This is a genomic window from Paenibacillus sp. FSL H8-0457, assembly GCF_038051935.1.
Classification (GTDB): Bacteria; Bacillota; Bacilli; order Paenibacillales; family Paenibacillaceae; genus Paenibacillus_AQ; species Paenibacillus_AQ lautus_A.
In genome coordinates, this window is record NZ_CP150293.1 from 5,915,328 (window position 1) to 5,929,532 (window position 14,205).

General features: G+C 52.8%; 17 protein-coding genes and 1 tRNA gene. 4 read left to right on the plus strand and 14 right to left on the minus strand.

What is annotated here, in order from left to right; translation table 11 throughout:
- Positions 1-8: 8 nt before the first annotated feature.
- Genes MHI43_RS26425 through MHI43_RS26450 form a run of 6 tightly spaced genes read right to left on the minus strand, consistent with a single transcriptional unit; the run spans position 9 to position 5,041 of the window.
- Positions 9-686: a TadE/TadG family type IV pilus assembly protein gene (locus MHI43_RS26425; RefSeq protein WP_036666312.1), complete on the minus strand. Its 678-nt coding sequence runs from the start codon at positions 684-686 to the stop codon at positions 9-11.
- On the minus strand, positions 679-870 hold the full coding sequence (locus MHI43_RS26430) for a Flp1 family type IVb pilin (RefSeq protein ID WP_015737227.1): 192 nt from the start codon (positions 868-870) through the stop codon (positions 679-681). The genes MHI43_RS26425 and MHI43_RS26430 overlap by 8 nt, the downstream gene beginning before the upstream one ends.
- A gap of 20 nt (positions 871-890) precedes the next feature.
- Entirely contained in the window at positions 891-1,763 is an 873-nt protein-coding gene (locus MHI43_RS26435; protein WP_036666310.1) for a type II secretion system F family protein, read from the minus strand.
- 15 nt (positions 1,764-1,778) lie between these two features.
- Entirely contained in the window at positions 1,779-2,636 is an 858-nt protein-coding gene (locus MHI43_RS26440) for a type II secretion system F family protein (protein ID WP_036666309.1), read from the minus strand.
- Positions 2,637-3,884, minus strand: a complete 1,248-nt coding sequence (locus tag MHI43_RS26445) for an ATPase, T2SS/T4P/T4SS family (RefSeq protein WP_036666308.1) — start codon at positions 3,882-3,884, stop codon at positions 2,637-2,639.
- Complete coding sequence (locus tag MHI43_RS26450) at positions 3,884-5,041, minus strand: hypothetical protein (protein WP_015737231.1); 1,158 nt, start codon at positions 5,039-5,041, stop codon at positions 3,884-3,886. Before MHI43_RS26450 ends, MHI43_RS26445 begins: the two co-directional genes overlap by 1 nt.
- A 305-nt stretch (positions 5,042-5,346) precedes the next feature.
- On the opposite strand from MHI43_RS26450, the gene MHI43_RS26455 reads away from it, so the two are divergent.
- The 3 genes from MHI43_RS26455 (at position 5,347) to MHI43_RS26465 (ending at position 8,220) form a co-directional block, all read left to right on the plus strand.
- Complete coding sequence (locus MHI43_RS26455) at positions 5,347-6,207, plus strand: thermonuclease family protein (RefSeq protein ID WP_036666307.1); 861 nt, start codon at positions 5,347-5,349, stop codon at positions 6,205-6,207.
- Between the two features lie 83 nt (positions 6,208-6,290).
- The gene (locus MHI43_RS26460) at positions 6,291-7,703 is read left to right on the plus strand and encodes a PepSY domain-containing protein (protein WP_036666306.1); all 1,413 of its coding nucleotides are present in this window, start codon (positions 6,291-6,293) and stop codon (positions 7,701-7,703) included.
- 40 nt (positions 7,704-7,743) lie between these two features.
- The gene (locus MHI43_RS26465; protein ID WP_015737234.1) at positions 7,744-8,220 is read left to right on the plus strand and encodes a FixH family protein; all 477 of its coding nucleotides are present in this window, start codon (positions 7,744-7,746) and stop codon (positions 8,218-8,220) included.
- 11 nt (positions 8,221-8,231) lie between these two features.
- Here the strand turns inward: MHI43_RS26465 and MHI43_RS26470 are convergent, their stop codons facing one another.
- From MHI43_RS26470 to MHI43_RS26495, 6 genes are all read right to left on the minus strand, one after another.
- Positions 8,232-8,657 (minus strand): thiol-disulfide oxidoreductase DCC family protein, encoded by a 426-nt coding sequence (locus tag MHI43_RS26470; RefSeq protein WP_015737235.1) that lies wholly within the window; start codon positions 8,655-8,657, stop codon positions 8,232-8,234.
- An 85-nt stretch (positions 8,658-8,742) separates the two neighbouring features.
- Positions 8,743-9,018, minus strand: coding sequence for a hypothetical protein (locus tag MHI43_RS26475; RefSeq protein ID WP_009594434.1), 276 nt, complete (start codon positions 9,016-9,018; stop codon positions 8,743-8,745).
- 89 nt (positions 9,019-9,107) lie between these two features.
- The gene (locus MHI43_RS26480) at positions 9,108-9,350 is read right to left on the minus strand and encodes a zinc ribbon domain-containing protein (RefSeq protein WP_006212369.1); all 243 of its coding nucleotides are present in this window, start codon (positions 9,348-9,350) and stop codon (positions 9,108-9,110) included.
- Positions 9,351-9,482: 132 nt separating this feature from the next.
- Positions 9,483-9,902 carry an organic hydroperoxide resistance protein gene (locus MHI43_RS26485; protein ID WP_015737236.1) on the minus strand — a complete coding sequence of 140 codons (420 nt, stop codon included), beginning with the start codon at positions 9,900-9,902 and terminating at the stop codon, positions 9,483-9,485.
- 186 nt (positions 9,903-10,088) lie between these two features.
- Positions 10,089-10,171 (minus strand) — tRNA-Leu (locus MHI43_RS26490).
- A gap of 102 nt (positions 10,172-10,273) precedes the next feature.
- Complete coding sequence (locus tag MHI43_RS26495) at positions 10,274-10,639, minus strand: helix-turn-helix transcriptional regulator (protein WP_015737237.1); 366 nt, start codon at positions 10,637-10,639, stop codon at positions 10,274-10,276.
- 192 nt (positions 10,640-10,831) lie between these two features.
- Between MHI43_RS26495 and MHI43_RS26500 the strand changes: the two genes are divergently transcribed.
- Positions 10,832-11,458 (plus strand): hypothetical protein, encoded by a 627-nt coding sequence (locus MHI43_RS26500; RefSeq protein ID WP_341283179.1) that lies wholly within the window; start codon positions 10,832-10,834, stop codon positions 11,456-11,458.
- A 98-nt stretch (positions 11,459-11,556) separates the two neighbouring features.
- Here the strand turns inward: MHI43_RS26500 and MHI43_RS26505 are convergent, their stop codons facing one another.
- Both MHI43_RS26505 and MHI43_RS26510 read right to left on the minus strand, forming a co-directional pair.
- Positions 11,557-13,179 (minus strand): alpha/beta hydrolase-fold protein, encoded by a 1,623-nt coding sequence (locus MHI43_RS26505; protein WP_015737239.1) that lies wholly within the window; start codon positions 13,177-13,179, stop codon positions 11,557-11,559.
- 22 nt (positions 13,180-13,201) lie between these two features.
- Positions 13,202-14,194, minus strand: a complete 993-nt coding sequence (locus MHI43_RS26510; RefSeq protein WP_036666329.1) for an iron ABC transporter permease — start codon at positions 14,192-14,194, stop codon at positions 13,202-13,204.
- Between the last annotated feature and the right edge of the window lie 11 nt (positions 14,195-14,205).

Here is a 14,205-nt window from a genome sequence, read left to right on the forward strand (position 1 = left end):
CGTCATGACTATCGCGAACCTCCGAACTTTTGTAGAACTTCTCCTGCGGCTGCCTTATCCGTTCCGTTTCTCCCGCCTTGAAACTTCGATCCGTAATATCGCATCAAATCCACCGTGCGGATAAATTCAACGGGATCAACCACAATCGATTGTGAGTTGACCTTGATCTGGCCGCCATCGTCCAGCATTCGGCTGATTGGCGTCAGAGAGACCTGCTCGTTTAACGACGTCGTTACTTTTCGTATGAGCAGCTGATTCGTATAACGCATCTCTCCTGCCATGCTGAAAGGCACGGCCGTGCTGCCCTTGGACATCTTAAGCTCGGGCAATTTTCCTCCGCTCTCAGCCTCCCCTTGCGGCAGTGCAATCGACATCGTACTGTCTCCCCCCGCCAAACCGAATAAGGTCCCGACAACGTTATCGTCGGTTAACCGCCAATATAACGCATCATGGCGTCCCTGTTCCACGGATCCCGTGGCAGCGATCTTATGGCTGTTGTCCCAGCTATACGCGGTCCTTTCGGAAGCCGCGGCCGATGCCTGAACCAGCATGGACTGCTGATAGATATACAAGCATAGAAACAGAAGCAAAACCGTCAACATCAGCACGATGGGAAGAACCAGGGAGGCTTCAACCGTGAAGCTCCCCGTCTCGTCCTTCCATCTTCTCTGGAGCCTATTATTCAAGGAACTCTTTGCTCTTGTTGTTCACGTTTTTAAACAAGTTGTTCACCAAGGCCGTAATCTGATCTTTAAATATAAGCGCGATAATCAAAATAACGACGAGGATCAGGATCATCTCAAGCGTTCCGATCCCTTTCTCATCCTTCCAAAAAGCTTTCATCCCGTTCTTCGCCATGTTTAACATCATATTTCGTACACCGGTCCCTTCTACATGTTCATCATCATAAATGCAGGCGCTCCGAGCAAAACAATCACGATCATGAAGATGACCACCATTGGCAGCACCAGCTTCGAGGAGGCCTGCTCGCCCCTTGTTCTTGCAATGGCCTTGCGCTTCTCCCACAGCACGCGGGACAAATCCCGCAGTGCCAGGACAAAGTCATTACCGCCGCGCCGAAAATTAAGCAGGACGGTTGTTGTAAATATCGATACTTCCTGAACGCCGCACCGTTTATTGAACTGCTCGAAGGCTTGCTGGAACGGATGGCCTCCCTCCCATTCAAGCACCATTCTCTTCAGCTCAGCATACAGGGGATGGCTCGCGTCCTCGTTCCGTTCCACGCAATGAATGATCGCCCTCTGCACCGTCTCGCCGGCGCCGACAAGCAGCACAATTTTGTTCAGAAGCTCCGGCAGCTCCATCACGATATCCTGCTCACGCAGCGTGACCTTTTTATGGAGGTCCTTCACCAAAGCGACGGGCAGCAATGCCCCCAATCCGAATCCAGCCAGAAGTCCGATTACTTCCCCGGACAGCAACGACCACAAGCAGCCGCCGATCAAAATAAGCCATGTATACGCAAGGGCCTCGGCCATAAATAACAACGTCATTTCCGCGCTGTGCCGCAGACCATGGATCTTCTGAACGGAGCCCTGCATCCGGTAGAATACAATCGGGAAGCGCATCGGAACCTTCCCCCGTTCCAGCAGGAACAACACAGGCGGCGCTAACCGCTGCAGCCTGAGCCCATCCATGGACAATCTGCCAAGACGATGGTATCGTTCGCCGCACGTTTGATTCAGCACCACCCAACCACCCACAAGCAGAACCATCAGCGCGCCGGACATCCATGTCAGCATTCCCGCCTCACCTCCTTACACCTTGATATTCATCATTTTGGTGATCCATAAGAAACAGCCTCCTAAAGCCGCCAGTGCAAAAGTAGAGATCATGAACCCCGATCCGCTGTACATGGGCTCCATATAATCGGGGGAAGTCATATTCATGAACAGCAGCAGGAGGAACGGCGCGGCAAGAAGCGCCTTGGATTCGAACCGCTTCTGTGCAATCATCACGGATATCTCCTGCTGGATATCCAGCTTCTCCCCGATGACGGATGAGGTTCTGCGCACGACTTCGACCAAATCGCCGCCTGTGCGTTTGCAAGTTGAGAAGACATCGGCAAAATTCGTTAGATCCTCCATCCCCGCCCTTCGTGCAAAATCCTGCAGTGCCACTTCGATAGGCTCGCCGTACTCCAAACGGGACACAATGACCTTGAGTTCAAAGATCAGATCGCTGCTGCCTCCGGGATCCAGCAGCAGCAAGTCCTGAACGGCATCCCTGAATCCGTTCTCCACGGAGCGGCCGGCCGACAGGGACGAGGACAAGGAATAGAGAGCTTGCTTGAAGTGAAGATTCAGTGTCCTGCGTCTGCGTTCCAGCATAAACCGCCGCCATAATTTAGGGATCATCAGCCCTCCCGCTCCCAGCAGCAGCGACAATATCAGATTGTGATAAAACAGATAACCGATGAAGCAAAACAAAAGGCCGCCAAGGATCACACATGCCGTTCTGTGACTCATCGAGAGATGATAGACACTGTAATCCGGAAGGGCGTGGGTTCGAGCCGCGGCTGCATGCTCGGGTTTACCGGCGATTTTGCTCCTCTTGATCACTCGGCCGCCTTGGCCCTCTTTGGACATCCAGGCAGAACTGCCGGAGCGTTTCATTTATGTCACCTCCATCATCTTCTGCAGCGGCCAAGCCGTAATCCCGGCCATATGAAGCTTGTCCGCCGATTGAAGCGGATTGCCGCAAGGCTCCAGGCGCCCAATCACTCGGCCGCCCGATTCGCCCGTTTCACGGAACCGGTACAGCGGGTTCAGTACCACCTCGCCGTCGCTCATTCCAATCACTTCGCTAATCTCCGTTACGCGTCGCGATCGATCCCTTAACCGGGATAAATGCACAAATATATCAATGGCTGAGCTAATCTGCTGGCGGACTACGCTGATCGGAAGATCCGCACCGCTCAGTACCATCGTCTCCAAACGGCTGATCATGTCCTGCGTGTTGTTGGCGTGCCCTGTCGACAAACTTCCGTCATGCCCGGTATTCATGGCCTGCAGCATATCCAGCGCCTCGCTGCCCCGCACCTCGCCCACCACGATCCGATTGGGACGCATTCGCAGCGAGGAACGGATCAGATCGCGCATCGCAATCTCCCCCCGGCCTTCCGTGTTGGCATTCCGGGTCTCCAGTGACACGAGGTTCGGGACCGTCACGATCTTCAGCTCCGCCGAGTCCTCGATCGTAATGACACGTTCATCAGGCGGAATATATTGCGACAGCGCATTCAGGAAAGTCGTCTTCCCCGACCCCGTCCCGCCGCCTATAAAAATGTTATACTTGCCCTTGACCAATATCCGGAGCTGCTCTGCCGCCTCCTCCGTCAGTGCTCCCCTTCCAACCAAGTCATCCATCGTCATCGGCGATTCCGGAAACTTGCGGATCGTCATGGTCGGCCCTTTCAGCGCGATGGGCGGGAGCACGATATTCACCCGGGAGCCGTCCTTCAATCTCGCGTCAACGATGGGCGTCGATTCATTCACCACCCGGTTTACCGTACCCACAATGCTCTGAATGATATCCTCCAGCCGGCTCTGGGACTCGAATTGGAGCGGCAGCTTCTTGACCTCGCCGTCCTGCTCGATGAATATATCCTGGTGGCTGTTTATCATAATTTCCGTAATCCGGGGGTTGTCCACCAGAGGTTGAAGCACATCCAGCCCGCGAAAAGAATCGAATACCCTCCGCACCAGCCTCCGCTTCTCGGCTGCGGTCAACTCCATGAGCTCGCGTCTTCTCCACACCATTTCCTCGATGCGGGCCATCAATTCCGAGTTGTTAACGCTCGCACTCATATCAAGCTCGGACCGAACCTGATCCCGAACGGATTTAAACGGATCCTCCATCATCACTTCCCACCGCCCGCATGAACCGGCATGATACCCGAGCCCTCCAGCAGCTGCTGGCAGAGCTTCAATACCTCCCTTTGATAGATCGGTGAAGACAACAGCAGATCTTCCCGATGGAGCTGCTTCCATGAAGGTATATAAGGCAGCACGCCGTCTATGCTCATATCTTTGCGGGGAAGCCCGTTAACAAGCTGACCCGTGTACCGGTTGACGATGAAGCGGCTCCGTTTCCTCACGCTTCCGAACAGGGCGGGGCTCTTAAGCTCCAATTGATCCAGCCATACGCCGCTCTTATGCATGCTGATCAAATCATCCAACAGCACCCAGATCAGCAGTCCGGCCTGTTCGAGAACCGCCTGCAATCGTTCCCCCGAGTCCCCCTCGGTATCCACCACAATGGCATCGTAATGATGGCATGCGATCAGGGAGGTCAACAGCAGGGATGTATCGTCCACGGTCATTTCCGATATTTCCTTAACGTTGAAGCTGGGCTCAAAGGAATCGCACTTCAAGCCATGATGCCTGATGATATAGGGAGCTATCGACAGCTCCGTCTCGGAAGCCGATTCTTGGGAGGCCTTAACGTCATACAGTAATCGCGAAAAGCTCCCCTCCATGCCGACGGACCCGGACGGAAACAACGCACTGCTGTTCACGCTCTCCAAATTGAGATAGAAAACTCTCAAACCGAGCACGCCAAGCTGCTTCGCCATGTTCATGGCGATCGTTGATTTCCCGCTCCCTCCCAGGGAAGAGACGATGCCGAGCACCGGTGTTGATCCCGAATTCAATTTATCCAGCGTTCCCCCGCTTCCCCTGCAGCGGGTTATCATGATGTCCAGCAGCTGAGGCAGCGGCTGGTATTTGGGGGTGCTGTCGCAGCCCTCCATAAGAGAAAGCGCTGAATGGCCCTCGCTTAGGAGCAGCCATGGAACCGATGCCTCCCCCCGGCTGAGCCAGCTCTCCAGCATATTTGCATCCCCAACGACCAAATTCGGCGTATCCCCCGCGTCCATATAATGAAGGAATGATTCTACGCGGGTAAATGCGGTCACCTGCAGAGCCGATCCGTAGGAGCTTCCATGCACATAATTCAGCAGCGGTTCGACATACCGGGAATCCTGCACTGCCAGCACAAGTCGGACCGGTATCATCATGCCAATCCCTCTCTTCTGCAACAACGCAAAAAAAGCACCGTCAAAGCCGCGAAATCGCGGACAATGAACGGTGCTTCCGTTGTCTGTTATAATTTGAGAATAGAATATCACAGTTGCAGAAGAACGGCAAGATTTTATTTTTTATACAGATAGCCCTTAATCACTATTGTCAAAACAAGGATAAATGTCCTACTATATAGGCTTAGAACGAATGTTCTCTATATAGTAGCTTCTTATATAGAATTAACATATATAAACTCCTAAACCATCTAAACTAATACTTCCAAGCTTGGAGAGTGACATCCATGAACAAACGTTTACTAGCCGCGTTTCTAACCGCCCTGCTGTTATTATCCGGCTGCAGCCAGCCTCTGATGTCCCCGGCGACATCGAACGAAGAAACCGCAGCGACCCGTACATCCGAAGCCGAGACAGACGCCGGCACAACGAATGCCAAGCAGACGACTTATCCCACCGATGATCTGAACCTGCCGCGGGTTGCCGTGGAATTGGTCAAAGCCGTTGACGGCGACACCATCAGCGTCATGTTCGAAGGCAAAAAAGAGAATGTTCGCATGCTGCTGGTCGACACGCCCGAGACAAACCATCCGAAACTGGGCGTCCAGCCGTTCGGGCCCGAGGCCAAGGCTTTTACGAAGGAGCTCGTGGAGCAAGCCGATCGGCTTGAATTGGAGTTCGATATCGGTCCGAACCGGGATAAATACTCCAGGCTGCTCGCTTACGTGTATGCCGACGGGAAAATGGTCCAGGAATCGCTGCTTGAAGAAGGACTGGCCCGCGTCGCCTACATCTATCCGCCCAACACGCGCTATGTGGACAAATTCGATGATTTGCAGCGGATCAGCCGGGACAAGGGGCTCGGCATATGGAGCGTAGAGAACTACGCCCAGGAAGACGGATTCCATCCCGAGGAACAGGACGATACGAATAAGAACAACAACCATGACACCACAGCAACCCAAGCGACTACCGAGAAATCCCAACCGTCCAAGCAAGCCTGCGACATTAAAGGCAACATCAACTCCAAGGGCGAGAAAATCTATCATACGCCCCAATCCCCGTACTATGAGCGCACGAAGCAGGAGCAGTGGTTCTGCAGCGAGGAAGAAGCCGAGCAAGCCGGTTTCCGGGCACCGCTTAAGTAGCTATGAACCTGATTGCATATGAAATGAACGCATATGTTCATCATATATAAATTTTAGCCGTATTTGAAAAGGAGCCACGAGCCATGGGGAAAAAGAAAACGCCGGCAGCCAAACCCAATGAAAATCAATCAGCAAATCCAAGTTCTGCCGCACTGTACAAAACCGTCTGGAGATGGCATTTCTATGCCGGCATCATTTTCGCTCCTTTTCTGATCATCCTGGCTGTAACCGGCTCCGTTTACTTATTTAAGCCCCAGATTGAACAAGCGTTATATCGGGACTACTACACGGTAACCCCACAAGCCGAACGGGTAACGCCCAGCAAGCTGGTCGGACAAGTGAAAGAGCTCTACCCTGACGCTACCATCACGAAATACCGCCCCGGCGAGTCGGATTCCCGCTCCACGGAAATCAGTCTGACCTCGGGCAGCGAATCCATAACCGTCTTCATGGACCCCTATACGGGAGAAAAGATGGGCGAGTTGAAAGACAAATACCGAGTCATGGACAAAATCGAGGAGTTCCACGGCGAGCTGATGGTCGGGACCATCGGGGACCGGATCGTGGAGCTTGCCGCCTGCTGGGCGATCGTGCTCATCATCACCGGTTTGTTTTTATGGTTCCCGAAAAATAAAAACAAAAGCAAAAAGAAAAGAAGCCTCGCAGGGATCCTGTATCCGAGGCTCGGCAAGGGCAAGCAGATTCTTCGCCGGGACCTGCATGCCGTTCCCGCATTCTGGATCGCGGCAGGCATGCTGTTTCTCGTCATGACCGGATTACCCTGGTCAGGCCTGTGGGGCAGCAATTTCCAAACCGTGGCAACCAATACCGGTGCCGGCTATCCTCCTTCCATCTGGTCGGGCAGTGCGCCGTCCTCCCATGTGGTACAGACGAAGGAAGTGGCAGAGGTGCCTTGGGCGGCCGAAAATCTGGAGGTTCCCAACTCCACCATCTCCGACTTTATGCCGCTTCCGATTGAAGACGTCATGTACGTAGCCCGAAGCGAGGGAATGCATCCGAGTTACACCATCAGCATCCCGCAGCAAGCGGACGGGGTGTATACGTTGTCGGCCTATCCGCCGAAAGCGCAGGACGAAGCCACCCTGCATATCGACCAGTACAGCGGCGCGGTGTTGGCGGATTATCGCTATGATCATTACGGATTCGTCGGCAAAGCCGTTGCCCTGGGCATTACGCTGCACAAAGGAACCCAATTCGGCATCGTCAACCAGATTTTCAGTTTGCTGATATGCCTAGGCATCATTCTCATTGCGGTAAGCGGTTTGTACTTGTGGTGGAAACGAAAACCGGATCACGGACTGGGGGCTCCGAAAGCGCCCGAGGCAGGCGCCAAGAGCATGAGGCTGTTCCTGCTGCTGTTTATCGCTTTGGGGATTCTGTTCCCGCTTGTGGGCTTGTCCCTCATCATCGTGTGGATCATCGATTCTGTCATCGTGCGAAAGATACCGGCGATCAAGGCTTTCCTGAACGCCTGATTCGCTTAGGACTCAATCAAAAATAAGGGGTGGCGGTTTCATGATCGTAAAAGGCCGTATTATTATAACCGTACTGCTATCGGTTCTGCTGCTGAGCGCTTGTTCGGCCAGTCCCGAGGCAGCCGACCGGTATGAAAAAGAAATCCCGTTGATGGCCGAGGTGAACATCCCGGATGTATTATCCGTCCAACAGCCGGAGACCATCGAGATTATCCTTACCCAAGACGGCAAAAGAGTGCCCGGTGCGGATTTTGTCCACTACGAGCTGTGGAGCCATGACGGTTCCCTGCGGGATCCCATGACGGATGCGGTCGAGGTGGGCGATGGCGTGTATACGGTCACCAAAACCTTCGAAAAAGAGGGGCTGTATTTCATCAAGCTGCACAGCGGCAACAACGGCTCCATCATCATTCCCCAGAAACCGTTCGCCGTCGGCAAACTGTCCGCGGCCGAGCTTGCCTACCTGGAGGCGGGAACTCCGACATTCCAAGAAGGCACGGCAGAGCATCATCATTAAAACAAGCGGAATCAGGGTAGAAACCGGCGCCGAATGTCCGGCGTCGGCACCATGCATTCACTGGATTGCCCGAACCACCGGTAACGGTTCTTCGCCACCCAGCGGTACACCAGGTTCCGTAAGAAAGGGGGAATCAGGATCAGGACATACGACAGCGGCCAAGGAAAACGAAGACGCCGCGCAATCCGAAGAGCTCCCGTCGATCTGGTGTAATACCTCCCCTGTTCAATCAGCACCATCGTCTCCGGCGAATCTCCATCGAGCCCTCCCTGCCTCAACAGCTCCTGACCGATCTCGGATTGCAGCGAAGCGAACCGGAAAGCACCCGCGGGATCTCGCTTGATAATGAATTGGGTCAGCCCCTGGCACAAATGGCACACGCCATCAATCAGCACAATTGCATATTCCTCATGATTTTCGGTTGCACGATCCTTCATATTTTCTTCGCTCCCTTCACGCCATAAAAAAAGAAAAAACGCAGGAGCCCTCTCCTACGCTTGATCAAGTACGCTTATTGGTTTATTACTCAGCAGCTTTGTTCAGCCACTCGCCGTCTCTCATCTGCTGGTCGAATTCGTTCGAAAATTTCTCCATGCATTTGCATATGAAATCCTTACGACAAACCGGGCAAGGTACTTTCCCAAGTCGGCTAAGCGCAGTCAGTTTCCATTCCGGGAAGCGGTTATAGAATACGCGAATATCCGTTCCGTCAGCCGTGTGGATAATGAATTCGTAAAGCCCTTCCTTTTCATTGCTTCCAGCTGTGGTCACATTTGCAATCTGCGGTCTGTATGGCATGTTCATCACCCGTTTATTTTATTTAAATTCCTTATGACTGGTTTGTACTTTCTGGTACTTAGTCATATTAAAGAATTTTAGGGGTGATGTCAACCGAAGAACACATCCAGGATCGAGCCCAGCTGCCCCCTCTTTTTACCTTCCAATATATCCGGGTTGAAGACTTCCACATATCCGCAGTTCGTGCAGGAAACAAATAGGAAATGATTGTGCTGAATATCAAACATTTTGCTCAAGCCTGCCCCCGACATCGAGACCTCTTTCGTCTGGCAGTGGTTCCCTCCGCATTTGCTGCATACAAACCGTTCTTCGATCATTTGTTCTATTCGCATTCCAAGCGCCCCTTTCAATGCATAGCTTTAACTGAAGTACGGTGTATCATGTAAAAAGTTTCATATTGAGCGTCTTAAGCCGACAAAAAAAGGATGACCCCCATTTTAGAGAGCCATCCGAATCCTCTATCGTCAGCTTACGCTTAACTCCACGTCAATGTTGCCCCGGGTTGCTTTGGAATACGGGCAAAACGCGTGCGCTTTCTTCGCGAGATCCTCCGCCTGGCTTCGTTCGATGCCCGGCATTTCGATCTTCAGCTTCACTGCCAGCTTAAAGCCGTCAGCGCCTTCGTCTTTTCCGATCGACACCTGGGAATGGATCACGACATCTTTCAGCTCGACGCCCTCCTTGCGGGCGATGTTGGCCAAGGCGCTTTCATAGCAGGCGCCATAACCGGCCGCGAACAGCTGCTCCGGATTGGTTCCGGCTCCGCCCGGACCTCCGAGCTCTTTCGGCATGCTTAATTTGTGATTGAGAACGCCATCGGTAGATTCAACGGAGCCTTCCCGCCCTCCGACGACTTTAACATCTGCTGTGTATAATGGTTTCATGCTCGTTCATCTCCTTCATGCCCTATTATGGTCTCTACATGTACTCTTTAAACTTTCAGGACAATTTGAAACGATAAATAAGGCATTTCACCATAGTTGAGCATTATCCCGGCACGCAAAGAACATAACAAAAAAAGCCGCTTATCAAAGGGAATTCCACTTGATAAACAGCTTCTTTATGAAGTATGCGGTAGAGAGGACTCGAACCTCCACGGGTATACACCCACTACCCCCTCAAGATAGCGTGTCTGCCATTCCACCACTACCGCATGTATAAGGGATGTTCTGCAGCGAACATTCCCTATTATACTGCCCCCTTGCTCAAAAGTAAAGCGCCAAAATCTGGGCCTTAGGTCGGGCTTTTGCATCAGCTAGCTCTTGTCGCTGCGCTTGTCCTTCCGATAGGCTGAAAACTCGATGTATTCGCGGATAAATTCCTTCTCATGCTCTGCCAGACCGGACATTAAGGCAGGATCCAAAGATTCCGGATCTACTTCATATTCCCCGCGGGCTTCCTTGACACGGCTGGTCGGACTGCCTCTTCCTATAATCAGCCAATCCAGGCTGACGGAAAAAAATGCTGCAATCTCAATCAATTTATTCGTGCTCGGCGTTGTTTTTCCCCTCTTCCAGTCACCAAAATTTCCTGTGCTGATCCCGAGGGTTTCACAAAACGCCTTCTTGGTCATACCCCGGCTTTCTATGAGATGTTCGATTCGTTGGTAAATAGACTGCATCAAACAACCGCCTTCCTATTTCTCTTTAAAAGAAAAATATCTTATGTACGTATTTTTGTCTTGCATAATGACTTAATTACGTGTATAATCAAGATATATTGCCTAAATTATACCATAGTACTCATGGATCGTCGTATCTTTTACTCATGAGTCTATTCCGTACGAGGAGCGAGTAAATTGCCCTACGATACCATGACCACATCCTGGAATAATGCGGTGCACTCCTTGAATAAGGGGCTGATGGTCATTACCCCGGATGGCATCATAGACAAAATCAACGATCCGCTCATTGCCATGGCCGAAAAATACGGTGTCCCGCCTGACTTTAGGTGGCATGGAGCATCTTTTTTCGATATGACTTCCCGGCACTTGTGTTCTGTATTCGATCCATTTTCCCATGAGATGGATTTGCCATCCGTAAAGGAAGTGATACTGGGCAAGCTGCCTGATTATTCTTTTGAATATGCCGTGGAATGGAATGACCGGCAGAACTGGGTTCTGTGCGAGGTGCTGCCCTTGATGATGAACAAGGACAGCCGTGTTCACGGAGCCATGATATCGTTCACGGATATTACGAAGTTCAAGCACAAGGAACTGCTGCTGGAACAAGCGCTGGCGCACAGCTTCCCTCTTCCAGGACATATCCCGATCTGTGCCGTATGCAAATATGTTCGCCAAGCGGATGAATGGGAGCCTGTGGAGAGCTATTTGGAGAGCCGCCTCCCCATTGAGTTTACCCATGATATTTGTCCGGATTGCATTCGCAGACTATACCCGAAATATTCTTCCATTCTCGATGATCCGGAATTGCCCGATTAACGTCCCGTCTGCATTCAACACAGAATAAGCAGCTTCGATATCCCGATGATCAATGGATTCGAAGCTGCTTATTTGTACTTGAGACATTCTTTGGTTGATTACGCGTTCACAAAACGAAGCAGGGGGCTTATAAGGGTCGGCAATACCGAAACATGCCCCTCACCCTCAATTTCGTTGAAGGTCGTCTCCAGCACCTCTTCATGCCCTCTGAGAAGGGCATAGAGTTCCCTCGCGTCCTTTACCATGGACGGTTTCTCCTCGGCCCCCACGTACAGGCGGAGTGACTTGCGCTCCCCGCTCTGTCGTAAGCGGTTCTTTCCCTCTTCCCATCGCTGGTACAGCGCGTAATTCTTCCACCACACCGAGGGACATGCCGCAATATACCGCGAAAAGGCATCCGGTCTGGTGAATAAGGTATACAAGGTGAAAAATCCACCGAGCGAGTGTCCGAACAGCGCCTGCTTCGATCGGTTCACTGCATACCGCCGCTCCACGGCCGGCTTCAGCTGCTGCTCGATGAAGGTAAGGAACGCCTCCACGCCGCCCGTCTCCGGCCAATCCATGCCGTTTGGCCGGACAGGCAGTTCAGCGGGATCGGCATATTCCGTAAAGTTATAGAAGCGCTCGCTGCTCACGATAGGGTTGTCGCTGTCAAAGCCGATGCCGACGATGAGCGCCGAGGGAATGCCCCGCGGCGTACGGGATTGCAGGCGGATGGCTTCGGCCAGCGTGCCGAAGGTGGCATTGGCATCCAGCGAATATAACACGGGATAACCTCCCTCAGGAGGCGGTCCCATCGGCTCGGCGATGAAAATGCGGTATTCGCGGCCCGTCTCGTCGGACTGCATGGACCAGGTCAGCGTTCCCGGTACGGAAAACAAAGGGGCCTTTACTTGGTTATCTTGGTTATTATGCGATTCGTGCTTTTCCTGATAATCCGGATCCTCATGTTGAGCTCGCCCCTTCGCCGATGCTTGCTCCTCTGCTTCCCCGACGAACAGCCACCGCAGCGCATCCGGAAATCTTCTGGACATAAAGATAGGATCATGGGTTCCGTCAGGATCTACCGCCAGCTGCAGCCTCTCACGGCTCACCCCTTGCTCAAGCCAGAACCGATGGGCCTCCACGTTGTTCACAAACATATTTTTCTGCGCATTTTGTTTATACGCCCCTTCAAGCTGCCCGACGGACATATACACCCGCTGCTCAGCCGGCCATTTTTCCTGCTGGCGGATGTAGTCCATCACCCCCTCGTACCATAACGAAGCCGACAGCATGCCGATCCGTCCGAAGGTATCGGGACGCCAATATCCCGCGAACATCGAGATCAAACCGCCAAAGGAACCTCCGATGATGGCCGTATGATCAGGCTCTGGAAGCGTTCGGTACCGATGGTCTATGTATGCTTTGATGACATCCGCTACCTCATCGACATAAGCTCTCCCCTCCCCGCCGAAAGGAGGGTTGCTCTCCAGCAAAGGCTCAGCCGGCCAAGGCGTATACTCACGATTCCGGTTCGTTGACGAGATTCCGACCAGGATGACCTCTTCCAGCCGGCCTGCCGCAAACAAATGATTCAAATAGTTCAAGCAGTCCGTGAACATATCTCCTTCATCTTGAACATAGGCAACAGGATAGGAACGGTCAGACTCCAGATAGGAAGGAGGCAGATACAGTATAAGCTCTCTGCCCTCAACTGCCAGCTGCTTGTAACGATTCATGTGATCCTCCCGAAAGCTGCTTTTATTTTCTCATGCGAATTAATAAATAGATAAAATACGGAACCCCGATCACGGATACCACAATGCCTGCAGCAAGCTCGGCCGGAGCGAATATCGTTCTGCCGATAAAGTCGCCTATGACAACAATCGCCATGCCCGCTATGCCGCTGATCGGGATGATATGCCTGTGCCGCAGTCCGACAAGCTGCCTGGCCATATGCGGAGCAATCAGGCCGACAAACCCGATGCTGCCGGATACGGCTACGCTGGCGCTCACCAGGCCGATGCTGCACAGAAGCAATATATTTTTCTCGCGCTCGACGGATACCCCTACGCTCTTCACGCTTTCCTCGCTCAGCTGGAACAAGTCGAGCACTTGAGAGCGAAGCCAGATGACAGGCGGCAAAATAACGAGCCACGGCAGCATGGTCACCACAAACTTCCAGTTGGCGCTATGAAGGCTGCCGGCGAGCCAGGCAACCGCCATCTCATAATCTTTCGGGTTCATTTTTAGCGAAACATACATGGTAACGGCTCCAAAGCCGGATGCGATCGCAATGCCCACAAGTATGAGCCGCTGTGGATCCAGCTTTCCGTTTTCTCTCGCAAACATGTATATGGCCGTGGTCGCTGCCAAACCGCCCGCGATGCCGAACATGGGCATCATCATCACCCCGAGCCAGCCGGTCATCGTGATCTGCCCTTGCAGCAGGAACATAAACAATACGACCGCCATGCCGGCGCCTGCATTGATGCCGAGGATGCCCGGATCCGCAAGCCCGTTGCGGGTTACCCCTTGGATGACGGCACCGGCCATCCCCAACGCAAAACCGACAAGGGCGCCAAGCACGATTCGGGGGAGCCTGAATTCAAACACGACAAGATCAAAGTCCGAATTGGGCTTCATCCGAAAGAGCGTCTGGAATACTTCCTTGATGGACATGTCAAACGTTCCGTTGGTCAGACTGAAATAAACGGCTGCCAATACGACCGCTATCCCGCCTGCCAGCACCATCGGGAACCGAT

Coding starts and splice junctions, on each gene's coding strand:
- MHI43_RS26430 (WP_015737227.1), bottom strand. CDS start 870: ATGATGTTAAACATGGCGAAGAACGGGATGAAAGCTTTTTGGAAGGAT.
- MHI43_RS26435 (WP_036666310.1), bottom strand. CDS start 1,763: ATGCTGACATGGATGTCCGGCGCGCTGATGGTTCTGCTTGTGGGTGGT.
- MHI43_RS26440 (WP_036666309.1), bottom strand. CDS start 2,636: ATGAAACGCTCCGGCAGTTCTGCCTGGATGTCCAAAGAGGGCCAAGGC.
- MHI43_RS26445 (WP_036666308.1), bottom strand. CDS start 3,884: ATGATGGAGGATCCGTTTAAATCCGTTCGGGATCAGGTTCGGTCCGAG.
- MHI43_RS26450 (WP_015737231.1), bottom strand. CDS start 5,041: ATGATGATACCGGTCCGACTTGTGCTGGCAGTGCAGGATTCCCGGTAT.
- MHI43_RS26455 (WP_036666307.1), top strand. CDS start 5,347: ATGAACAAACGTTTACTAGCCGCGTTTCTAACCGCCCTGCTGTTATTA.
- MHI43_RS26460 (WP_036666306.1), top strand. CDS start 6,291: ATGGGGAAAAAGAAAACGCCGGCAGCCAAACCCAATGAAAATCAATCA.
- MHI43_RS26465 (WP_015737234.1), top strand. CDS start 7,744: ATGATCGTAAAAGGCCGTATTATTATAACCGTACTGCTATCGGTTCTG.
- MHI43_RS26470 (WP_015737235.1), bottom strand. CDS start 8,657: ATGAAGGATCGTGCAACCGAAAATCATGAGGAATATGCAATTGTGCTG.
- MHI43_RS26475 (WP_009594434.1), bottom strand. CDS start 9,018: ATGCCATACAGACCGCAGATTGCAAATGTGACCACAGCTGGAAGCAAT.
- MHI43_RS26480 (WP_006212369.1), bottom strand. CDS start 9,350: ATGCGAATAGAACAAATGATCGAAGAACGGTTTGTATGCAGCAAATGC.
- MHI43_RS26485 (WP_015737236.1), bottom strand. CDS start 9,902: ATGAAACCATTATACACAGCAGATGTTAAAGTCGTCGGAGGGCGGGAA.
- MHI43_RS26495 (WP_015737237.1), bottom strand. CDS start 10,639: ATGCAGTCTATTTACCAACGAATCGAACATCTCATAGAAAGCCGGGGT.
- MHI43_RS26500 (WP_341283179.1), top strand. CDS start 10,832: ATGACCACATCCTGGAATAATGCGGTGCACTCCTTGAATAAGGGGCTG.
- MHI43_RS26505 (WP_015737239.1), bottom strand. CDS start 13,179: ATGAATCGTTACAAGCAGCTGGCAGTTGAGGGCAGAGAGCTTATACTG.
- MHI43_RS26510 (WP_036666329.1), bottom strand. CDS start 14,194: ATGGTGCTGGCAGGCGGGATAGCGGTCGTATTGGCAGCCGTTTATTTC.